Origin of the sequence: Chitinophaga terrae (ex Kim and Jung 2007) (genome assembly GCF_900107795.1) — a bacterium.
GTDB classification, from domain to species: domain Bacteria; phylum Bacteroidota; class Bacteroidia; order Chitinophagales; family Chitinophagaceae; genus Chitinophaga; species Chitinophaga terrae.
The window spans coordinates 143,724-167,447 of the sequence record NZ_FNRL01000003.1 but is presented as its reverse complement, the minus strand read 5'-3'; the positions used below and the strand labels follow the sequence as shown (position 1 = coordinate 167,447).

Sequence of the window (23,724 nt, the reverse complement as noted above, 5' to 3'; positions counted from 1 at the left end):
TTTGTATTTTGTTTCTATGAAACACGGCATATTGTTGATACCTATACTGTTCGTCCGCCTGCTCCTGCCGGCACAATCGCTGCCCGTAGTAGATACCGCGGTAATGAACTTCATGAGAACCTATAAAGTGCCGGGCATGGCAATAGCCATCACCCATCATGGAAAGTTAGTATACAGCAAAGGATACGGATTGGCAGATTCAGTGAACCAGGTTCCTGTAACTGCCAATTCTCTTTTCAGGATAGCCAGTGTTTCCAAATCCGTTACCGCAGCAGCTATATTGAAACTCGCAAAAGCAAACAGGTTGAACCTGGATACAACTGTTTTCGGCCCAAAAGGCATATTGGGCGTCCGTTATGGGAAGCAGCCCTACAGCAGCGACCTGCAGGCTGTGACCATCCGGCAGTTATTACAGCATACAGCCGGCGGATGGCAAAATAACGGTGACGACCCTATGTTTTTACATCCTTCCATGAGCGCAGATGAGCTGATCTCCTGGACCCTCGATCATCAACCGTTGAAGAACCCGCCGGGAAAAGTATTTGCCTATTCCAATTTCGGCTATTGCGTGTTAGGGCGCATCATTGAAAAAGTAAGCGGTCAGCCTTACGAAGATTTTGTAAAAGCAGCCATACTGGCGCCCTGCGGCATCCGGACCATGCAGACAGGTGGTAATACCCTGGCCGACAAACGGCCAGGGGAAGTGGTATACTATGGTCAGAATGGCGAAAACCCTTATATATATAATATCAGCAGGATGGATGCGCATGGAGGATGGATAGCTTCGGCTACCGACCTGGCTAAACTCCTTGTACGCCTTGACGGGTTTCCTCAACCGCCCGACATCCTTTCTCCTGCCAGTTTGCAGGCCTTTACAACCGGATCTGCCGCCAACAGCGGTTATGCTTTAGGCGTGGCAGTTAATATGAACCGCAGCTGGTGGCATGCCGGCTCATTACCCGGAACAGCTTCCGAGATCATCCGTACACAGAAAGGCTTTAACCTGGTACTTCTCTGCAACACAAGAACCGACGGCCCTTTCTTCAACGATCTTGACGGCCTGCTCTGGAAAGCGGTCAATGATCCTGCAACACCCTGGCCGCAGGAAGACCTATTTACGCGATGAACTCACCTGCTGCCCTACCCAGATAATGGCATCTTCATACATTTTATTCTGCAGGGAATCTGTAAATATCTTATCTCCATGCCCCATGTTCAGATACAACATATGATAACGCCTGTTGGTCCAAACCACGGGAATATCGCCATAGGTAAGCAGGTTCTTTTTACCTAACGGATAGTTGGAGGGATCGAGGGTTACCAGTACCTGTATATCTTTATTGGCCCTGGGGCTGGGCTCCCATTGGTACCATTCGTTGGCCGGGCTTAAATAATCGGCGGGCAAATGACGGGTAACAGGATGGCTGGTGGGATCTACATGCAACCGTGCAGGCAGTGGCGGCCAGTTGTTGTTGTAAAATACTGCCCCACCCATAAACTGCACAAACCAGGGCCATTGCGTGTATTTATCGTTGTACCCCGCTACATGAAATCCCATCCATCCGCCACCATGTTCCATATACTCAACAAACCCATTTCGCTGGTCTGCCGTTGTAGGAAAGAAATTCAGCCATACCACCACTTCGTATTTTTTCAATTCCTGGAAATTCATTTTCGTCCAGTCGGTAGTTGTATCGAACCGGAAATGCTTCTGCGCCGCCAGGCGCTGGAAATAGGCGATAGCATCCCGTGCAAAATCAACATGGTCGGGCTCTACACGGGTATTATAAAACGCCAGCACCCTGAATTTAGGCGGCTTTGCGCCTGCAAGTCCTGCTACGGGGACGATGATAAGTATGTAAAGCAGTAGTTTTTTGAAGCTCATAGACGTGGAGGTTTTAAAGGGGCCTGCGTTGCAAGCCCCTGCTATCAACAGTGCGTAACCGTAAATTTTATGGAACTAGTTGCCTGCCCAAAGTATCGCGTTTTCCAACAGTTTGGTATAAGTGGGGTTATCAAACAACCAGGGCCCGTGGCCCATAAAAATGTACAGGTTTTTGGCCTTGTAATGATCATTGGTCCAAACAACGGGATGATCTCCCATGGTAACAGAGGAAGCAGGTTGGTAGGTAGATTCGTCTACACTGGCCAATACCTGTACCTGCGGCCTGGGACTTTTATCGTAGATATACCATTCTTCTTTGCTGATGGGAAAAGTACCGCTGATCCCTTTCATTACAGGATGCTTCCCGTTTTCAACCTTCACCTGCGCATCGGCAAACTTCGCTATGTAGTTTTTGAACCGGATCCCTCCCATAAAATCCGAAAACCATTGCCACATGGGGTAACCATCAAATTCTCCCAGCAAGGTAGCATGGTGGAAACCTATCCATCCCTTATGTTCATCTGCTATAAAATGCTCAAAAGCACTGGCAGCAGCAGGTTTCCAGCCATAAGGCGGGTAATCGAGCTGGATGAACAGCCGGAATTGCTTCAGGTAATCTTCATTGATAGAATCTGTATTGTTAATATACCGGAGGTTAATATTCTTTTCGGCAGCCAGTTTATTCAGCCATATCCTGGCGGCTCTTGAAAAGGCTACATGATGTCCGCCGTTCTCATACAGCACCAACGCGGTAAATGAAGGTCTGGCATGTTGAACCTGGAATGCGTTGTTGATCTCATCCAGCAGATATTCTTTTTCATCAGACGAATATTCCCAGAACATTACCCCGCCCATTTTATGTTCCAGCACGTAAGCGCATTTTGCCTGTACGGATCGTTCATCGTCGTAAGTGATGAATTCTCTTGTTGTGGCGTTGAACATATAAGGCGCCTTTGCTTTATCATCCCAGTAGGCTTTGAAATTGCCTTTATCTATCATGCTGTCTTTCATAAAGGAGAATCCTTTACCGAACGACTGCTTCACTACCCTGGCGCCGAGGCCTGTGCCCAGGCTGTCTTCAACCAGGAACCTGCGCCCGTAGAAGGCAATGCCCATCACCAGTTTTTCAACAGGTACTCCGGCCGCTATATAAGCCTTTACGGCTTTGTCGGCAGAGAGGCCATCAGGATTGGTAGAAGACGCATATAGATTGGTATGGTGGCCTGCAAATTTATCAGAGTAAATATCGTAGGTCATCAGGTTTACGAAGTCCAGGTATTTTGCGGCTTTGTCCATTTCCGTGGTTTCAAGGAACTGCGGGAAACCGCCTGTTGCCGTAGTGAGCAACAGCCTGCGTTTCGTCTGCTTCTGCAGCCGGTCCAGCGACTTCCGGAGTTCCGCAAACATCAGGGTGAAGTTCTGTTTGTCTTCAGGCCTGAATACATTCCCTTCTTCGCCGGGGCGACCGGGATATTCCCAATCGATATCCACTCCATCCAACTGGTATTTCTTCACTATTTCAACTGCGCTCTCTGCAAAGGCTTTACGGCTGGTATCAGTTAATACCGCGTCAGAAAAATTCTCGCTCCATGCCCAGCCGCCTATAGAGATAAGGATCTTCAGGTCGGGGTTCTTTTGTTTTAAAAGATTGAGCAGGCGCAGGTTAACCGTATCTGTTTTCAGGTTGCTCAATACAGCCCTGTTAGAAAGTACGTTTACAAAAGCATAATTGATATGCGTTAATTTGTTGGCGGCAATCTTATTAATATCCACGAGCCCCCGGTACCCGCCTACATAGCCAATTATTACCGGTCTCCTCTGCTCTCCCGGCTTTTGAGCAATGACCCGGAGAGCAGTAGCGTTGAGGAGAACCGTTAGCAGCATTAATAAACAAATACCTCCTTTCTTTAGTGAATGCAAATACTTCATAATTAGTTGTTGATGTTTTGACGGGTTAGATCTTTAACCGAAGGTGCTTTTTCTCCATTACTCCTACTATCGCTATCAGCACAAAAGCAACGGCAAACGAACGGATGATACCTCCAATACCGGTATTGAACCAATGAGGATACCGGAAATGACATAAACTCATCACTCCATATAATATATAAGGCATCAGGTAACAGGTGAGCGTGCTGGTTCCGGCAGGCTGTATCGGTTTAAACCACTTCACGTGGCCACGCACATCTACCAGGAAGATCAGCAGGTTAAAAATGAGAATACCGAGCCCGCCGCAGATCAACACCCAGGCCGGGGTGCTGCGGATCTTTGAAATACCATCGGTATAGGGGCGCAGTATAAACCCCACCGCGATACAGGCTGCCCCTATCAGCGCAAAAGTGACGAACAGTTTTCTCCACTCATTATTTTTAACGTAATGACGGTGCAATGATCCTATGAACGCGCCGCCCATTACCAGGCAGACAGCAGACGCATCTCCCAGCGGCCATATATTGAAATTCAGCCAGCCGCCATGATCGCCTATATTGATGCCTAAAAACACGAGGGTTAATATGCCTGTCAGCAATCCATTACCTTTAATAATAAGGAACACTGTGGCGCTGATCAGGTATGCCCACCCTATGATCCCCAGGATGCCGCCCCACGACATCCTCATGCCATGGGTCTGATCTCCTTCCCCTCCCACATATAACTTCGCCATCAACAGCAACGCGGCAATACCCAACCCTTTTAACAGGTATTGCACCCATTTCTGTACAGTGTCAGGATAATCCAGCCATACCAGGAAGAACGCCACTGTTATGATCAGTTCCCAGACGGCGTAAGGCAACAACGCCTGCTCACTGTAGCTTTCCAGGTTCACATGGTAGAAGCCCATCACTATCAGGGCTACAGACCTTAATATTATATGCAGCTCTATCCGGAAGAAAGAAGCCTGCTTCCTTAACCTGTTACCGATGGCAATAGGCATGGAAAGTCCTACTATGAAGAGGAAAGTAGGGAATACCGTATCAGCGAATCCCATTCCGTCGTCCTTATATCCCACATGTTCGATCCAGGAAGGGATATTGCTTACCCCACTCACATCATTCACAAAGATCATCAGCAACATGGTAACTGCCCGGAAGGCGTCGATGGAGCGTTGTCGATTTTGATTGCTTGGCATAAAAAAGGGTTATAAATAAGATGCAGGCACACGATACTTAAGCTACAAAACATTCATCACCTGGCAACGTGGAAATAGCAATAATGGCCTGAACAAATATCCGGAATAAAAAATACACCCACTATTTTTTCGCCCTAACATCACTACTACGGCTATTGATAATCAAGCTTTTTCACTACTACATTACCACTACAAGCCCTATATTTCACCCCCTGCAGCTAATTTTTTCCTATTTTGTCGGGGTCTATGCGGAGAGTTATTATCTTTTTACTTTGCTATTGCTTTATGGGATCGCTGGCTGCCCAGAATACCATCGGGCTTCCTGATATTATAAGTTATAACAGTAAAGATTTTCATGCTCCCCCTGAAACCAGGTGCATACAACAGGATAAAAACGGCATCCTTTATATAGCTAACAACGAAGGGCTGCTTACCTTCAACGGGAAGCACTGGCAATTGCACCCGCTCCCAAATAAAGCAAGCATCCGCTCCCTGGCGATCAGCAACGACGGGAAGATCTATGCAGGCGGCCACGACGAGATCGGGTACTTCTACCCTACCGCCAATGGGCGACTGGAATACCATTCCTTAAAACATCTTATTCCGCCGGTAGACCACCAGTTTGCCGATATATGGGATATCCTCATCACTCCCCGGGCCATTTATTTCAGGACCACCGAAAGCATTTTTGAGCTGAAAGACAACAAGATCAATTTCTATGACGCCCCCGGCGGATGGTCGATGATGACCTGGTTTAACGGCCAGCTATATACGAACGACGGGGCAGCAGGCCTGTTAACCCTGCAGGGAAGCCAATGGACGAAGGTTAGCGATCAGCCGTACGCCCACCTGAGAATAAAAGATATCACTACCTATAATAAAGATACCCTGCTGGTAGCATCATTAAGCAATGGTCTCTTTCTTCTCCATCAACATACCTTAACACCTTTTAAAACCGGAATAGATGAACTGTTGCTGAAAGACAGGATCAATTGTGTAAAACAAATAGGCAATCGCTATGCGATAGGCACTACCGGCAACGGGCTTTTCATCCTCGACGAAAACGGGCGGTTAATGCAGCATTTCAGCCGGAATGAAGAACTGCAAAGCAATAATGTACTCACTATATTCAGCGACCGGGAACAGAATTTATGGCTTGGCCTGGAGAACGGGCTGGATTTCGTCAACTATAATACGGCGCTCAAACATATTTACCCGGATAAGTTCAGCCAGGTTTCGGGTACGGCTGTAATAGTTTCCAACAACCAATTGTATGTGGGCACCTCCAACGGCTTGTACGCTTTGCCTATCCGCCAGGCCGGCGAGGATCTGAGTACCGGCAACGGCATGTTCACCGAAGTGGCCAACACTAACGGGCAGGTATGGGCATTGCAGGAAGTTAACAACCACCTGCTTATGGGGCACCAGGATGGGGCGTTCATTATTAATAATGGTAAAGCCCAGGCGCTGAGCCGGCACCAGGGAGTATGGTCGTTCCTGCCCGGGCAGCAGTTGATCGCCGGCTGTTATACCGGTTTACTGCGGATCGATAGTACCCTGAACCCCGACAAGGTAATAAAAGTGGATAGTTTATATGAGTCTATGCGTTTCCTGGCGGCTGATAACCACGTGATCTGGGGATCGCATCCCTACAGGGGCGTTTTCAGGATGATCCTGTCCAAAGACCAGCAGACAGTTGTGCAGAAAAATATCTATTCAGAAAAAGATGGTTTGCCTTCAGGCGCCAATAACTTTGTTTACCGGGTAAAGAACAGGGTGGTAGTAGCTACTGAAAAAGGGATCTATGAGTATAATGTATCCAATGGCAAAATGGTTCCCTCCTCTTACTTCCAGCCAATATTTAAAGATATGCCAGTCAGGTACCTGGCAGAAGACAAGGCAGGCAACATCTGGTTTGTCAGCAACCAGCTGATAGGCGTGGTAGATTTCAATCAACCTGCCGACAGCAGCTATTTCACCATTAACTGGTTCCCTACCCTGCCTGCCGAGGCCAATACCAGCCCGGGTTATATATACCCTTACGATCAACAGAACATTTTCATCAGTTCCGCCAAGGGCATCTACCATATAAATTACGAACAGTATGTAAGAACAAATACCCAACTGGGCGTAAGGCTGCATAGGGTAACTGCCTTGTCGCCCGCCGACAGCGTACTGTTTGGCGGTTATATCCCCGCTGCCAAAGCGCCGGCGCCCCGGTTAAGCACGTCAATGAACGCCATCCGCTTTGAATATGCCGCCAGCCTGTATCCGCAGCAGAACAATATCCGGTACAGTTGCCGGCTGAAAGGATGGGATGATGAATGGAGCGACTGGTCGGAGCGTACGGAGAAAGATTTTACCAATCTTCCCGCCGGCGCCTATACGTTCCTGGTTAAAGCGCGTAACAGCTCCGGCAATATTTCAGCGCCGGTAGAATATAGTTTTGTGATTTTGCCTGCCTGGTACCAAACTACCTGGGCATACCTGCTATACCTGGCGGCAGTGGCAGGCCTGGTGTACCTCCTTTTGCAGTGGCACCGTAAAAGATTACAGTTCCTGGAAGCGGCGCATAAAAAAGCGCAGGAGCAGCTGCATTACCAGCACCAGGCGGAGCTCTATAAGAACGAAAAAGAAATTATCGCTTTGCAGAATGATAAACTGGCTACCGAGGTAGCGCTGAAAAACAAGGAGCTGGCTACCATTACCATGCATATGGTGAACAGGGGGCAGCTGATATCCCGGATCAAGGAAGAGTTAACGGATATTTTAAAACAAAAGAACCCGCCCGATCCCGCCAATGATTTTAAGCCGGTATTCCGATTGCTGGAAGATGCAGAGAAAGGAGATGATTGGGAGCAATTTGCTGCACATTTTGATGAAGTGCATCATAACTTCCTGGGCAAGTTAAAAAAGAAGTTCCCCGTATTAAGTATTACCGACCTGAAACTCTGCGCATACCTGAAATTGAACCTCAGCTCCAAGGAAATTGCCCAGTTGTTGAACATTTCAGTAAAGGGAGTGGAGATCAGCCGTTATCGCCTTCGCAAAAAACTGCAACTGCCTACGCCTGTAAATCTTTATGATTTTCTTATCCAGAGTACAGAAGATTAAGCTTTTTAGCTAAAAAAACAATTAATATCCAATTAATGGGCCCCGATTAATGCTTTGTTAACGCAGTTGTTAGCGCTGTAATCCGTACTTGCACGCAATTCTGGAGCTACAGCCAGAAATATAACTAAGGTGAATGCAACCAATGGAGGATCCGGCTCTCCGGATTCTCCCTCTTTTTGAAGAACGATTAAAATTCCGGTTTATGAAAATGGCTTGCCAACACAAATTCCACTTTCGTCAAACAATTACTTTAAATATGACTCGTATTTTTTTAGCTGTATTGGTGTTGTTGACAGCATCGGCCCGGGCTCAACTGAAGCATAGCAGGGAAACCCAATATCCTACCTATCATGGCCTTGTAATGGCCGGTTACCAGGGATGGTTCCGTGCAGAAGGCGATGGCTCCGGCGCCAAAAGATTTGCCTATGGAGATGAAACCCGAAGTGGAATTGATATGTGGCCTGATGTTAAAGAGTATGAAAAGACTTACGCCACTCCTTTTAAAATGGCTAACGGCGAAGCGGCCCGTTTCTTCAGCTCGTACGATAAAAGCACCGTTGACCTGCACTTTAAATGGATGCAGGAATATGGCGTAGACGGGGTGTTCATGCAACGGTTCTTCGGAAATGCGAAACGCAGGGACAGTTCTTCCACCGTTGTGCTCAGGAATGCTTTTGCAGCAGCTTCCAAATACAAAAGAGCTATTGCCGTGATGTACGACCTTTCGGGGCTGGCGGCAAAAGATGAAGATTGTTCCGCCATCATCGAAGACTGGAAATACCTGGTAGACCAGCTGAAGGTCACCAACCAGACAGGTAATAAAACCTATTTGCATGAAAACGGCAAACCGGTAGTGGCTATCTGGGGAATAGGATTTCCTGATCGCCCCTACAATATCCGGAACGTTGGCCTGGATAAACTGATCAACTTCCTGAAAAATGACCCGGTATATGGCGGATGTGCTGTAATGCTCGGCGTTCCTACCAGCTGGAGAACGCTGAATGCAGATTGCCTGCCGGACCCGTACCTGCATACACTGATCAAACAATCAGATATCATCCTGCCCTGGACAGTTCAACGTTATTCTCCCCTGCTGCATAATGATATGGACAGGCTAAGAGACAACTTTATTGACGATTTAAACTGGTGTCGTGAAAACAAAATTGAGTATGTACCATGCGTGTATCCCGGTTTCAGCTGGCATAACCTCAGCAAGTATGAATTCCCGGACGATGTAAAACCGGTCGGATCTATTCCCCGCCAGGGAGGCAGGTTTTACTGGCAGCAGATATCTACCCTGCTGACCGCGGGCGCCAATATGTTATATGTGGCAATGTTTGATGAGGTGAACGAAGCAACCGCAATTTTTAAAGCAACAGATACGCCGCCTGTGAGCAGCACTACTCCATTCATTAACCTGGATGGTAAACCATCAGACCATTATTTGTGGCTGACTGGAGAAGCAGCAAAAATGCTCAGGAATGAAAAGCCGCTGAGCGTGAAAATGCCCGAGAGAAAATAATTTTTACCTGCCAGGTCCCTGTTCCGGGGGCCTGGTATTAAAAGCTAATGATGCTTTATAGTTGTGTTAATTGCATGCGGTTCATGGTTGGCCAGCCATTGAAGGCCATATAAATAAGAAGTAAGCCCCAATATCAGGAACAACACAGCCATAAAGATCAGTTTCTGTTGCGTATCCCGGCGACGTACTTCGCGGTTGATCACATATTGCTCCATTTCCAGCCACTTCGCTGCAGGGTCTTTCGTCATGTATTGTTTATCGACCTTCCCTCCCCTGTTCATCTTCTGGTACAGCGTAGCTACAGATCGGGCGTTCGGAATATTGTCCATCAACTTAATCAGCTCCCTGGTTTCCTCATCTTTACTATCCGGCAACTTTTTCAGCCACAACCTATCTGCTACAATTTTGAAGTAAGAATTCATAGATTGATCCTTTAAGCGTGGTAGAATATCTACGGATATTTTTCACTAATAGTTTTAAATTGATAGCAAAAAACCGATTTTGTGGCCTGGGCCCCTAGAATATTGATATGGTTAATATGGACGCCTAACAATGGAAAGCCTACAGAATTCCTTTAGAAAGCAAGAATAATTTTGGACCATGAAATTGTTGATAATAGAAGATGAACCGGTGTTAAGAGACAGTATCCTGGAGTATCTGGAGCGACAGGGCTATATCTGCGAATCGGCTAATGACTTCAAACAAGCCCTTGAAAAGGTAAGGGAATTTGACTATGATTGCATTGTTGCAGATATTACCTTACCCCTGGGCAATGGGCTTGATATTGTGAAAGAACTTAAATCGCTGGAATCCCATGCCGGTATTATCATCATCTCCGCCAAAGACGCCCTGGAAGACAAATTGAAAGGACTGGAACTGGGGGCGGACGACTACCTGACCAAACCTTTTCACCTGTCTGAACTGAATGCAAGGATCAACGCAATACTGAGGCGGAAGAACTTCGATGGAAACACCATTATCAGGTTCAACGAAATTACCGTAATCCCTGCTTCACAAACAGTACTGGTAAATAATAACAGTATTTCCCTTACGGGGAAAGAGTACCAGTTATTGTTATATTTTATCGCCAACCAGCGAAGGGTAGTTACCAAATCGGCGCTGGCCAGTCACCTCTGGGGAGATGAATATGATTCGGCGGGCTCGTACGATTTTATTTACACCCATATTAAAAATCTCCGTAAAAAAATGCTGGAAGCTAACGGGGAGGACTATATTAACACCGTATATGGCACCGGCTACCGGTTTGGTTGATCCATTGCGCAAATCAACAGGATGAAACTTCTGACTAAAACCACTTTATACTTCCTCCTTATCATGCTGCCTGTTTTCACAGCAGGAGCCTTCTTCCTTTATAACCGTTTCAACAAAGAGATCAAACACGAAACGGACGAAGAACTGTTGAACGACCAACTGGAGTGGGTCCGGTACCTGGATACCACCAGCGCCGGTAATCCTGTTTTCAGGATCAGTACGCCGGAGTTCAATATCCGGCCGGTTGATGCGCCGGTTCAGCGCAAACCCCGGCTTACCACTGTCGACATCTACCAGGAGCCGGAAGATACTTACGCCCCTTTCCGCCAGTTATCGCAGGTCATAACAGTGCGTGACCAACATTATGAGCTGATCATCCGGAAATCGCTCATTGAAAAAGACGACCTGGTAAAGAATATAATCCATGTAATGCTGCTGGCCTTCGGCGGGTTGCTCGTTTTTGCGCTGGTTTCCAATTGGCTTATCAGCCGGAAAATATGGAAACCATTTTACCGGTCGCTGGACCAGATACAACAACTTCAGCTTAATAAACTGGCCAAGGTAATATTTGAGCAAACCCCGACCTATGAATTCAACCAACTGAACAGTTCGCTTACCAGCATGACCGCCAGGATGTACCAGGACTACCTGAATATGAAAGAGCTGACAGAAGATGCAGCCCACGAAATGCAAACCCCGCTGGCTATCGCGCAAAGTAAACTTGAATTACTGTTGCAGGACGAATCGCTAACTGCCGCGCAACAACGTAATATCCTGCTCAGCTACGATGAATTGCAACGTCTGTCACGCTTAAATCACAGTCTCCTGCTGCTGGCGAAAATAGAGAACCGGCAATTCCCTGTATCGGCGCCTTTAAAACTGGCCGCCGTTATCAGGAAATATCTTCAGCTTTTTGAAGAACTGATCGCAGAAAAACAACTGACCATCAACAGCCAGCTGGATGAAGAAAGCGAATGGCCGCTTCATCCCGCCCTGGCCGACCTGCTGATCAGCAACCTGCTGGGCAATGCCATTAAATACAACTACGCGGGCGGAGAGATCACGTTGCTGCTGACAGCAAGATCGTTACAGATCAGCAATACCAGCGAGCTTGCCGCTATACCGGCAGACCAGTTATACCAGCGGTTCAAAAAACAGCAGGACACCTACTCCAACTCCAATGGCCTGGGATTGGCCATAGTAAAGAAGATGGCCGACAGCTACCAGCTAACTCTCACTTACCTGCATACCGGCAATGTTCACCAGTTTACAGTAACCCTGCCCTGACAAACAGATTTACTCCAGATTCAGTTCCTTCATTTGCAGCAGAAATTGAACAACATGAAAGGCAAATTGATACTGGCATTACTCGCTAACACGGCCATCGCCGTGGGGCAAAATAATGCGCCACGGAAAGATTCCGGCATTGTAGCTAAAGACACTGCGCAAAAAACGGCAGACCTCCACGAGATCGTTGTTTCCGCTACCCGCAACAACAGTCGTATCACTGATCTTCCAATGAAAGTAGAAGTATTGGGCACCGAAGAACTACAGGAAGAAAGCGGCATCAAACCCGGTAATGTAACAAGCATATTAGGGGATCTTTCGGTGATCCATATCCAGAACACCAGTGCGGTAAATGGCAACAACGTCATCAGGATGCAGGGGCTGGATGGGAAATACACCCAGCTGCTCCGCGACGGGATGGCGGTATACGAAGGATTGAGCGGCAACTTCGGCGTACTTTCCATTCCCCCGCTGGACCTGAAACAGATAGAGATCATCAAAGGCTCGGTATCGACCCTTTACGGAGGCGGCGCCATTGCGGGCATCATCAACTTCGTATCAAAAACGCCCGGCGAAAAACCAACGCTGGATGTGCTGGTGAACAGGAGCACTCTAAAAGAAACCAACTTCAACACCTTTTATTCACAGAAATACGGTAAAACTGGATTAACATTATTTGCAGGCGTTACCACCCAGAATCCCGTAGATGTAAATAAGGACGGGTTCAGTGATGTGCCGAAGCTGCGTCAATACCTGCTGCACCCCCGCTTCTTCTGGTATATCAATCCGCAAACCACGCTGATCGCCGGGTATTCCGGTACCATAGAAAGAAGGGAAGGCGGCGATATGCAGGTGCTGGACGGGCATCCCGATGCCAAACATATTTACACGGAAACCAATAACAGCGAACGAAACAGCATCGAACTGCAGTTGATCCGCAAACAACTGGCTAATGGTACGCTCACCATTAAAGGCAATGGCAGCTTCTTTCACCTGCAGAACGACCAGGGAACTTTTACGCTCCTCGGCAACCAGACCAATACCTATGCAGAAGCCAGCTATAATATGAAGTCCGGGAACCACGACTTCGTTGCAGGACTGAACAACACCGGCGAAGTTTACCGCAGGGCAAAAGGCGACAGCACTTACCTGAACAACTATACTTACAATACTATGGGCGCATTTATACAGGATGGTTTCCATGTTACCTCCCGGCTCCTGGTAGAAGGCGGGTTAAGAGCCGATTACCATAATGTGTTCGGATGGTATATCCTGCCCCGCCTTGCGCTGGTATATAAACCGATAGACGACCTGTCGTTACGCCTCAGCGGCGGCACAGGGTATAAATCGCCCGCCATCTTCACGAACCAGACGCAAACCATCGGCTACCGGAACCTGCTGCCGTTGGGGGCGGACGTAAAATCAGAAAGAAGCCAGGGCATTAACTTCGACGGTAATTACAATACTATGCTGGGCGAAGTATCCTTAACCCTGAACCAGGCATTTTATTATACGCATATAAAAGATCCTATACTGCCGGTAGCTTCGCCGGGAATTGATAAAGTGATGTTGACCAATATGCCTTACGCGATGAGAAGCGCCGGTACAGATACCTATGTAAGACTGGAATACAATGATATCGAGTTATATCTCGGGTACAATCATACTGTTTCCAGGTACCAGGATGATATTAAAACCAATGTTCCGTTTGCGCCCCAGGATAAATTCGCGGGCACGCTGGCTTACGATATACCGGAGAAATGGCGGTTCGGAATTGAGAACAGCTGGGTAGGCAACCAATATGACTATCAAAATCAAAAAACGCCGGCATACTGGTTCTGGGCAGCCATGATTTCGCGGCAGTTTGGTGAGCATATGACGCTGGTATTGAATGGAGAGAACCTGTTCGACGCCCGCCAGGGTAAACATATCCCGCTTTATACCGGCAGCGTTTCCAACCCCGAGTTTGCACCGCTCTGGGGGCCGATCGATGGAAGGACAATTAACATGTCCATAAAATTTAATTTATAGTGTACCTTCGCCAACCTAATTATTTAACAAAATGATAACCTGCAAAAACCGGTACAATGTGTTGTTCGGGTTTAGCGCCATGATATTGCTCCTGTCGTTCCTTGTCAGAACTGCATTGCTGTGTTGGGCCTTCCCGCAGTCCGGGTTAACAATTGCCGATATCCCCGGCATCTATTTCAAAGGCCTGATCTACGACCTTGGAGTAACTTTATTTTTCACTTTCGGGTATGCACTTTACCTGCTTTTCCTGCCGGCAAGGCTGAATAACACCATCTTCAACCGGGTATTTACCTATTTCACGGTATTCCTGGCAGCAATGATACTGGTGTTTTCCTTTTTTGCTGAATTCACCTTCTGGGGAGAATATTCGGGGCGGTTCGATTTTATCGCCGTCGATTACCTCATTTATACGTATGAAGTGATCTCCAACATTAACCAATCGTATCCCCTCCCCCTGCTGATAGGAGGCGTTATCCTGGTTACTGCTTTCCTGGTATGGGTGCTGCACCGCTTAGGATTTTTCCGCAGCAGCTTCCAGTCGAAAACCCCTTTCGGGAAAAGACTGCTGATCACCGCCATACTGGCCGGGCTTACCGTTCTGCATATCTCTTATGTGAGCAACAGCTGGGCCGAGCAGCATCCGAACCGCTACGCCCAGGAACTCTCCAAGGCCGGCGTATATTCATTTGTATCAGCCTACCTGAACAACGAGCTGGCGTATGATAAATACTACATGCAGGAAAATGAGAACATGGCGTTCAACCTGGTGAGAAGCCAGTTGCAGACCAATAACAGCCATTATCTAACGACTGGCAACAACTTGTTAAGGCAGGTAACGGACACGAATACACGTATTATACCGAACGTGATCATGATAACGATAGAGAGCTTCAGCGCCGACTTCATGGAACGCTTCGGGAACAGGGAACATATTACGCCGGTACTGGACAGCATAGCCAAACAAAGCCTGCTCTTTACCAACATGTATGCAACCGGTACCCGTACGGTAAGAGGAATGGAAGCGCTGAGCCTTGCCGTGCCTCCTACTCCCGGCCAGAGTATCGTGCGCAGGAAGCATAACGAGTCGCTCTTTACCGTCGGATACATATTCGGGCAAGCAGGTTACGACCGTGGCTTCTTTTATGGGGGCGACGGGTATTTCGACAACATGAACAATTATTTCGGCAATAATGGCTATGATATCACCGATCGCCTGCGACATAAATTCGTGGATGATAAACTTACCAGTACCAGGACAAATATCCCCGATTCCGCTGTGCATTTCGAGAACGCCTGGGGCATATGCGATGAGGATATTTACGATGCTGTTATCCGCAATGCGGACAATAAATTTGCAGCCGGGAAACCGTTCTATGATTTTGTGATGACCACTTCCAATCATCGTCCTTTCACCTATCCATCCGGTAAAATAGATATCCCTTCGGGCTCCAGCCGCGAAGGCGCAGTGAAATATACAGATTATGCGATCGGCGAATTTCTTAAAAAAGCCGCTTCCAAACCATGGTTTAAGAATACGGTGATCATTTTAGTGGCCGACCATTGCGCCAGCAGCGCCGGCAAGAATGAAATCGAGATCAGCAAATACCATATTCCCTGCATGATCCTCAACCTTCCGGGCGTTGCGCCACAGGAAATAGACAGGATGTGTTCACAGATCGATATTTACCCAACCCTTTTCAGTTTACTCCATTGGACGTATAACAGCAAGTTATACGGCGAAGATGTGCTCTCACCTTCCTACCAGCCCCGCGCCATGGTTAGTACTTACCAGAAACTAGGCTACCTGGTACCGGGAAAGCTGATCATTCTCAGTCCCCAGCAGAAAGCGGAATTCTTCACCTGGAACCAGGAAAAGAACGAACAACATGCCGCACCAATGGATAGCTCCCTTTTAAAAGTTAGCATTGCCAACTACCAGACGGCGTACAACCTCTTCAAGAACGGCGGCATGAAGCGGTAGTTGCACGCAAAGGGGCAAAGGGAAGCAAAGGAGCATAAGATTTTTTTAAGGGTGATAAGAAAGGGAAGGATTTAAGATTAAGATTTTTATTAAAGGTGATAAGAAAGGGAAGGATTTAAGATTAAGATTTTTATTAAGGGTGATAAGAAAGGAAAGGATTTAAGATTAAGATTTTTATTAAAGGTGATAAGAAAGGGAAGGATTTAAGACTAAGACTTTTTTAAGGTAATAAGAAAGCGAAGGATACAAAGATTGTTTCACAACACAATCTTCGTATCCTTTGCTTCTTAAAACCTGCTTCGATCAATATCCCTTATGCCTCTTTGCTCCCCTTTGCCCCTTTGCGTGAAACTTTGCTGGAAATTACATAACTTAAAACCAGTTTAGAACCAGTTAAACCGTTTTCAGATGCTGGCTACCCCGAATATGCCTTTACAGGAACTTGTGATGCAGCAACAGCACCTGCTGCGTATAATAGGCCAGATACAGGATGATGCTTACTGGCAGGATGATGCACGTAACAGTTATGAACATCTTCTTCATAGCCTCATGGAACTTACAGGAAGCAGGTATGGATTTATCAGAACAGTGGATAAGGCCCTGGAGGCGCCGGAACAAACGCTGATCAATATTTCTCCTGAGAAGGGGAAAGAGTTTTTCTCCTGCCTCCAAACAGTAGTGCAAAACAAAGAGCCTTTGATCAATGTGCTACCCGACAGTATGGCCAACAGCATACTGGCTTTGCCCGTAAAGTTCGGGAACGAAGTATTGTCTGTGATCGGGCTGGCCGGTAGAGCAGGCGGTTATAACCAGGATACCATCACATTATTGGAACCACTGTTAAAACTGGTGGGCAGGATACAACAGGAAGAAAAGCAAAGAAAAAAACAAGCGGAATTGGTCAGGAAAGCAGACAAACAGGAAGAAGACTGGAATTCGCTGATGTTAACACTGGATGATATTGTAATGGAGATGAACGAACAGAAGATCTTCACCAATGTCTGGTGCCGGCAGGACGATCTCTTATTCATGCCCCGTGAAATATTTCTGGGGAAAACCATACTGGAAGCGCTGGGCGAACATGCAAAAGAGTTTGACGACCTGGCGGATATTGTGCTTCAAACAGGGATCAGGCAGCAGAAGATCTATAGGGATATCAGGCCTGAAATGGAAAAATGGTACAGCATAAAAATTAGCCTGTTCGAAAACAGCGTACCAGGTCCTAAACGCCTGCTGATACTGATCAGGGACGTGAGTAATTTTGAATCGCAGAAAATAAACCTGAAACGCTCCCAGGCCGAATTAAAGAGAAGCAACCAGCTGCTGAATATGTGCCAGGATATGAGCAGGATGGGAGGATGGGAATTTAATCCGCATACCGGCCAGATCTACTGGACAGCCGAAATTTATAAATTGAGGGAAATTCCTCATACCTACCCGCTCTCCATCCAGGCGGATGCGGAATTCTATCACCCCGCCGACCAGGCTGTTTATGAAGCGGCAAGGGACAACCTTCTTTACAATTACCAACCTTATGACCTGGAGTTAAGACATATTTCGGCCAAAGGAAAACAAACCTGGGTAAGAACTGTAGGGCAGGCGATCCTGAACACTGATGGTATGGTTACGCATTTACGCGGCATCATTATGGATATTACAGATAAAAAAGATGCGGAACTGCGGCTGGTAAAAGCGATGGACGACGCGCAGAAAGCGGCGCAGGCGCGCAGCGAGTTCCTTTCTGTCATGAGCCATGAGATCCGAACGCCCCTTAATGCCATCATAGGTTTTTCGGGCATTTTAAACAACGGCCCTACCGATGTCCAGCCCGAAATTATCCAGAACCTTCAATTCTCGGCCCGTCACTTGCTCGGACTAATTAACGATATCCTTGATTTTACAAAAATGGAAGCAGGAAAAATAGAACTTGAGCACATTGCCTTCAACCCCGTAGACCTAATTCAAGGTATTGCCCGGAACCAGCAGCCAACGGCGAAATCGAAAGGCCTGAAATTATACACGTCGTTTGATGATACCATCCCTGAAAATGTGATCGGAGACCCTGTACGACTTGGGCAGATCATTAATAACCTGCTGGATAACGCGATTAAGTTCACCAGCCAGGGATATGTTTCCATCGAAGTGCAGCAGGAAACCTGCAGCCATCCCGACTCCTGTACCCTGAGCTTTACCATTAAAGATACAGGTATAGGCATCTCTGAAGAAATGCAGGAGCGGATCTTTGAATCCTTTGTGCAGGAGAATTCAGCTATTTCCCGCCTGCATGGCGGAACCGGGTTGGGACTGGCCATCACCCGGAAACTGGTGGAACTTTTCAACAGCCGGATAATACTGGAAAGCAAAAAAGATGAAGGCACCACCTTCCGATTCGATATTACTTTCCGTGTTCCCCCGGCGAAAAGCGCTATACAGCAGAAAAACAAAACGCCCAGGCATCAACTGTTAAAAGATAAAAAGATACTTATAATAGAAGACAATGCCATCAATATCCGTATCCTTGAATTGCAGTTGCAGGCCACAGGAGCGCTTATCAGCAGCGTTTCCAACGGGAAAATTGCCCTGGAAAAAATGAAGGAAGAATTGTTTGACGGGGTCATTCTCGACCTGCATATGCCTGAAATGAACGGTTATGAAACCATCCCTCATATCAAAGCATACCAGCCGGATGCCTTTATTATTGTGCTAACGGCCGACATCATGCCGGAGGTAAGCAAGCGGCTCAGCGCCCTGGGTGTAAACAACCTTTTGCCCAAACCTTATGCAGCGGAAGATCTTATGCAAATGCTGCAGCGTAATATAGTATAGGTACAATTAAAGTATATTCGCGCATTCATAAATGCCAACGAGTATGCAAAACAATAACTTATCGGCACGTGACCTGGCAGTGATCTGGCATCCTTACACCCAGATGCAGACAGCCCCCGCTCCTATCGGCATAGTACGCGGAGCCGGCGCGCTCTTATTCGACGAACAGGATAACGCGTATATCGACGCCACAAGCAGCTGGTGGGTAAATATACATGGCCATGCCCACCCGCATATTGCCAAACAACTGGCCGCGCAGGCATTGGAACTGGAGCATTGCATCTTTGCAGGCTATACCCATCCCCCTGCCGTTAACCTGGCAGAAAGGCTCCTGCAGCTCCTGGGAGGCCAACAGGGCAAGGTATTTTATTCTGATAACGGAAGCACGGCAGTTGAAGTAGCGCTCAAAATGGCGCTGCAATACTGGGATAACAAAGGAATGCCCAGGCGCAATATACTGGCATTCAAAAACGCCTACCACGGCGATACATTCGGCGCCATGAGCGTGAGTGGCCGAAGTGTATTTACCCGGGTGTTCGACGACCTGCTGTTCGATGTACATTTTCTTGATGTGCCTGCCCCCGGCAACCTGGACGAACTGATAGCGCACATAAAGAAGATAGATCCCTCTACCATTGCAGCTTTCATTTTTGAACCATTGCTGCAGGGTTCCGGCGGGATGATCATGTACGACAAAACAACCTTCGATAAACTGCTGCAATATTGTGCAGGAGAAAAAATATTGCTGATCGCCGACGAGGTAATGACAGGATTTGGCAGAACAGGCCCCGACTTCGCCATGCAACAGGTTTCTGTAGAACCGGATATGATCTGTTTATCAAAAGGCCTGACCGGCGGAACAATGGCGCTTGGCGTTACTACCAGCACCAACACCATCTATGAAGCCTTCCTCTCTGCCGATAAACTGAAAACATTATTTCACGGGCATTCTTTCACTGCCAATCCACTGGCCTGCACCGCCGCTCTCGCGAGCCTGGATCTGTTCCTGGACCCTGCCTGCAAAGCAAACCGCGAGCGGATAAACGCCCTGCATCAATCCTTCCTCCTCACCCTGCAAGCCAATCCCCTGGTTAAAAATCCCAGGCTGTTAGGTACCGTTCTCGCCTTTGAGATAGTCACCTCCCACGCTGATGGCTATACGAACTCCCTGGCCGATAAAGTCCACGCCTTTTTCAGGGAACGGCGCCTGATGCTGCGGCCTCTCGGCAATACGCTATACATACTGCCCCCATATTGCATTACCGATGAGCAACTACATACCATCTACAACGCAATAACCACTTTCCTTCATACACTATCATAATCAAAACAAAGAAGCATAAGAACTTTATAAAAAAACTCTTATGCTTCTTTGCCTCCTTCACTTCTCCATCCCTAAAAAAGTAAAAAACCATAAAAGCTTCACTAAAAACCCTCATACCTCTCTACCTTCTTCATCCCTTTGCATAAAAAAAAGCATAAGAGCTTATTAAAAACCCTTATGCCTCTCTGCTCCTTTTGCGTCTCTGCGTGAAAAAAAGCATAAGAGCTTATTAAAAACCTTATGCCTCTCTGCTCCTTTCGCGTCTCTGCGTGAAACATCTGCCTGAAAAAAAAGCATAAAAGCTTATTAAAAACCTTATGCCTCTCTGCCTCCTTTTGCGTCTCTGCGTGAAACCTCTGCGTGAAAAAAAAGCATAAGAGCTTATTAAAAACCCTTATGCCTCTTTGCTTCTTTTGCGTCTCTGCGTGAAACCTCTGCGTGAAACTACTTCACCGGGATTGTGATCCTCGTATCATCCCATTCGAAAACCACTGCGTTACCTGGTAAAGTAAAGGTCAGTTTCTCTACCGGCGTAGACAGCGCTTCTCTTTTTACTTTAACGGATAATACATCCTGTGATTTATTCTTCTCATAATCATAAGCGCCCCATTGACCCAGTTTGCTGTTTAAGATAACTGTCCAGGTTTGCTTATCAGGGATGGTAAATAATGTATAAGTACCGGCTTTAACCTTTTGACCACCGAAAGTAACATCTTTGCTGAAGGTGATCTCGGTTGCCTGGTCGGCGCCTGTACGCCATACCTGGCCATAAGGAACCAATTCGCCATAGATCACACGGCCTCTTTTGGAAGGTTGGCCATAAACGACCTTAACGCCTTTGTTTTCAACGGTGAGATGTGGGCTCTTAGGCGCTTTTTCTTGAGCAAAAACTAAGCTGGTAAAGGCTAAAAATAAGATTGCCAAAAAGAAATGTTTCATTTTTGTTGTTTTTTCCAGGATGATGAAAAGTTTTAAAGAATGAAACAATTTAATTCATTAATCTGGTATAAAATTTAAATATCTGGACCAGTGGTAAAAAATTATTGCGGACGAGATTCACAGATGGTACTTAGTTTATTCAGGGCATCATTCATTGTTGAACCATAGACCCTATCTGCCATAAACCCACGTAATTTCCACCAGGGTAGTAAACCAAGTTTAATCTCCATATGCCAGAATATAGCAGTCGCTTTTCCATCGCTGGTTGGCTTGATCTCTATCCCCCCGTTCACCGGCCGAAGATTATTGATGTTCATGAGGTAATGAATGCCTTTATCGGGAGCGCTGTCGAGGATCGTAACCTTCCCTTCATTCTGTTTCCCGCTCCAGGTGTAGTAAGCGCCGGCCCCGGAAGCAGGACTGGAAAACGACAATGCCGCAGTACTGTCCGGTTTGGCCCAGGGATTCCAGGATGGCCAGGCTTTCAGATCATTGATCTGTGCATACACAACGTCGACAGGCGCCTGGATAACCCCCGAACGTTCAACAACAGCAGTAGACGGGAAGATAAGGGAAGTCAGAAAAATTAATGATCCAAAAATGATGATACTGATCAGTATCAGCTTCATAAAACGCATAACAATCTATTTTTACCTGGAGTCTTTTGATCCTGCCAGTTCTTTTATTTTTTGTAACCCTTTATTAAAGTCTTCTCCCACCCATTTATCCATCATCAGGCCCATTATTTTCCGGACCGGGTTGCTGCCGATCTCGCAGATCATTTCCCAGGTCACCACGGTTCCGCCGGTTACCGGTTCTAACCTGAAAAATCCTTTTGCTGTACCCATACGCATAAAATCCATATTCGTAGCCAAAAAGCTGTCGGGCCGTGATTCTGCGATGGTCATATGCCCGCTGCCTACGCTCCTCAGCTGACTTACCCAGCTGAAACTGGCCCCTGCCCCGCTTTCCTTTTCTCCATAGGTCATTTTAATATTGGGGTCCAGGTGCTGCCAGGGCGACCAGAGTTCCCATGTTCTCACATGGTTGATCAGTGGAAAAATAACTGCTGCATCGGCCGGTATAAATACAGACCGTTCTATTTTGACAGAAGAAGGAAGGAACAGGCTGAAAATAAATAATCCCAGTATTAATACTGCCACAGCGCCCAGGATTATAAATAAGGTTTGCATTTCAAAAGCTTTTGATAGTACAAAACTAACAAATCCGCCCTACTCCCACTTGAATACTTTTACTGCAACAGCGTAAACAACTATCCCCCAGATACTTAAAATTGTCACTTCCCAACCGACCTGCCATAAGTGAAGGCCTTCAAAGGCTACCTTCCTCAACGCCTCTGTCAGATACGTCAGCGGCATTAGTTTACATACCGGCTGCAGCCAGGCTGGGAAAGCATCTATCGGCCATAAAGTGCCTGCCAGCAGGAACTGCGGCAAAGTAAATATATTAGCCAGCATAGGGATGATGCTTACATTCTTTGCAACGCTGCTCACGATGAAGCCGAAACCCATAAAGATGAGCAGACCAAAAACCGAGAGAACGAGCATTTCAACGAAGGTAGAAAAGCCATGCACCAGGGTAAACCCGAATGCAAAGTGGCCCAGTGCGATGATAATCACGGAAGTAAGTAACTGGAAGATCATCCTTGCAATGGCTTCTCCCAATACGATATAGAAACGGCGTATAGGCGTGGCGAAAAACCGCTTCAGCACCAGCATCTGCCGCATATTAAAAAACAGGAATGCAGTAGTGAAAACGGCAGAACTCATGAGCGCAAAACCCAGCTGTCCCGGCAAAATAAAGTCGATGGTCTTATAAAGACGCCCCGGTATAACAGTTTCACTGATGGTAGCCACCGAAGGTCGCGGGTAATATGCATCGTCCAGGTGTTCTGTCACTTCCTTCAATACCGACTGCAACAACAACTTCTTGCTGGCATCCGACGCAGTGGAAGACCGGACATTGATATCGTACACCACCCGGTTGGCGCTGTCCTTACGGGTCAAGATGTTTAAGATGGCCACCAATCTCCCTTTTTTCAGGTCGTCTTCCATCTCGCCGGCCGACTCATCCGTCACCAGGTTCAGGGCCGTAGCCTTTGACAACCCCTGGTACAAGGGGCTGTTGATGTCTGTTTGCCTGTCGACCCCTACTTTCACAGAAACTTTACTGTTCCCGATAAACCCAAAAACCAGGATAAAAACCAGTGGAAAACCCAGGCTGAAAACAACGGAAGACGGACTACGCATGATACCTCTTAAACTTCCTTTGGTAATCGCCAGCATGGCTCTCAACTGACTGTATCTAGCTCCATTCATCTGATCATCTTTTTAAAAACGGCGGTAAAACTACTATAAAAATCACCGAATAACGAATTACAAAACGGGATTTGCCC

General features: G+C 47.1%; 17 protein-coding genes. 9 read left to right on the top strand and 8 right to left on the bottom strand.

From position 1 onward, the window contains the following. Nucleotides 1-16 precede the first annotated feature (16 nt). Complete coding sequence (locus tag BLV62_RS04600) at nt 17-1,126, top strand: serine hydrolase domain-containing protein (protein WP_168927730.1); 1,110 nt, start codon at nt 17-19, stop codon at nt 1,124-1,126. Here BLV62_RS04600 and BLV62_RS04595 read toward each other — a convergent pair. From BLV62_RS04595 to BLV62_RS04585, 3 genes are all read right to left on the bottom strand, one after another. Next, nucleotides 1,112-1,885 carry a ThuA domain-containing protein gene (locus BLV62_RS04595; protein ID WP_089759161.1) on the bottom strand — a complete coding sequence of 258 codons (774 nt, stop codon included), beginning with the start codon at nt 1,883-1,885 and terminating at the stop codon, nt 1,112-1,114. The two genes, BLV62_RS04600 and BLV62_RS04595, sit on opposite strands and share 15 nt — an antisense overlap. 75 nt (nt 1,886-1,960) lie before the next feature. Continuing rightward, entirely contained in the window at nt 1,961-3,814 is a 1,854-nt protein-coding gene (locus tag BLV62_RS28505) for a glycosyl hydrolase family 18 protein (RefSeq protein ID WP_211117665.1), read from the bottom strand. 25 nt (nt 3,815-3,839) lie between these two features. Beyond that, entirely contained in the window at nt 3,840-5,012 is a 1,173-nt protein-coding gene (locus tag BLV62_RS04585; protein WP_089759159.1) for a DUF5009 domain-containing protein, read from the bottom strand. Nucleotides 5,013-5,258: 246 nt separating this feature from the next. On the opposite strand from BLV62_RS04585, the gene BLV62_RS04580 reads away from it, so the two are divergent. Beyond that, complete coding sequence (locus tag BLV62_RS04580; protein WP_089759157.1) at nt 5,259-8,126, top strand: ligand-binding sensor domain-containing protein; 2,868 nt, start codon at nt 5,259-5,261, stop codon at nt 8,124-8,126. 256 nt (nt 8,127-8,382) lie between these two features. Beyond that, a complete protein-coding gene (locus BLV62_RS04575) occupies nt 8,383-9,648 on the top strand; it encodes a glycoside hydrolase family 71/99-like protein (RefSeq protein WP_211117664.1) in 1,266 nt (421 codons plus the stop codon). A gap of 44 nt (nt 9,649-9,692) precedes the next feature. On the opposite strand, the gene BLV62_RS04570 is transcribed toward BLV62_RS04575, so the two are convergent. Next, nucleotides 9,693-10,070 (bottom strand): hypothetical protein, encoded by a 378-nt coding sequence (locus BLV62_RS04570; protein WP_089759154.1) that lies wholly within the window; start codon nt 10,068-10,070, stop codon nt 9,693-9,695. A gap of 178 nt (nt 10,071-10,248) precedes the next feature. On the opposite strand from BLV62_RS04570, the gene BLV62_RS04565 reads away from it, so the two are divergent. The 6 genes from BLV62_RS04565 to bioA all read left to right on the top strand — a co-directional run bounded on the left by BLV62_RS04565 (nt 10,249) and on the right by bioA (nt 20,369). Then, entirely contained in the window at nt 10,249-10,920 is a 672-nt protein-coding gene (locus BLV62_RS04565; protein WP_089759152.1) for a response regulator transcription factor, read from the top strand. Between the two features lie 21 nt (nt 10,921-10,941). Beyond that, nucleotides 10,942-12,207: a sensor histidine kinase gene (locus BLV62_RS04560; protein WP_089759150.1), complete on the top strand. Its 1,266-nt coding sequence runs from the start codon at nt 10,942-10,944 to the stop codon at nt 12,205-12,207. A 54-nt stretch (nt 12,208-12,261) separates the two neighbouring features. Continuing rightward, nucleotides 12,262-14,238, top strand: a complete 1,977-nt coding sequence (locus BLV62_RS04555) for a TonB-dependent receptor plug domain-containing protein (RefSeq protein ID WP_139169930.1) — start codon at nt 12,262-12,264, stop codon at nt 14,236-14,238. Nucleotides 14,239-14,269: 31 nt separating this feature from the next. Next, complete coding sequence (locus BLV62_RS04550) at nt 14,270-16,219, top strand: LTA synthase family protein (protein WP_089759146.1); 1,950 nt, start codon at nt 14,270-14,272, stop codon at nt 16,217-16,219. 408 nt (nt 16,220-16,627) lie between these two features. Beyond that, the gene (locus tag BLV62_RS04545; RefSeq protein WP_089759144.1) at nt 16,628-19,045 is read left to right on the top strand and encodes an ATP-binding protein; all 2,418 of its coding nucleotides are present in this window, start codon (nt 16,628-16,630) and stop codon (nt 19,043-19,045) included. A 43-nt stretch (nt 19,046-19,088) separates the two neighbouring features. Further along, entirely contained in the window at nt 19,089-20,369 is a 1,281-nt protein-coding gene (gene bioA, locus BLV62_RS04540; RefSeq protein WP_089759142.1) for an adenosylmethionine--8-amino-7-oxononanoate transaminase, read from the top strand. Nucleotides 20,370-20,813: 444 nt separating this feature from the next. Here the strand turns inward: bioA and BLV62_RS04535 are convergent, their stop codons facing one another. The 4 genes from BLV62_RS04535 to BLV62_RS04520 all read right to left on the bottom strand — a co-directional run bounded on the left by BLV62_RS04535 (nt 20,814) and on the right by BLV62_RS04520 (nt 23,647). After that, a complete protein-coding gene (locus tag BLV62_RS04535; RefSeq protein ID WP_089759403.1) occupies nt 20,814-21,308 on the bottom strand; it encodes a DUF2911 domain-containing protein in 495 nt (164 codons plus the stop codon). Between the two features lie 101 nt (nt 21,309-21,409). Then, nucleotides 21,410-21,946, bottom strand: a complete 537-nt coding sequence (locus tag BLV62_RS04530; RefSeq protein ID WP_089759140.1) for an SRPBCC family protein — start codon at nt 21,944-21,946, stop codon at nt 21,410-21,412. A 12-nt stretch (nt 21,947-21,958) separates the two neighbouring features. Next, complete coding sequence (locus BLV62_RS04525; protein WP_089759138.1) at nt 21,959-22,501, bottom strand: SRPBCC family protein; 543 nt, start codon at nt 22,499-22,501, stop codon at nt 21,959-21,961. Nucleotides 22,502-22,540: 39 nt separating this feature from the next. Next, nucleotides 22,541-23,647, bottom strand: coding sequence for an ABC transporter permease (locus BLV62_RS04520; RefSeq protein WP_089759136.1), 1,107 nt, complete (start codon nt 23,645-23,647; stop codon nt 22,541-22,543). Between the last annotated feature and the right edge of the window lie 77 nt (nt 23,648-23,724).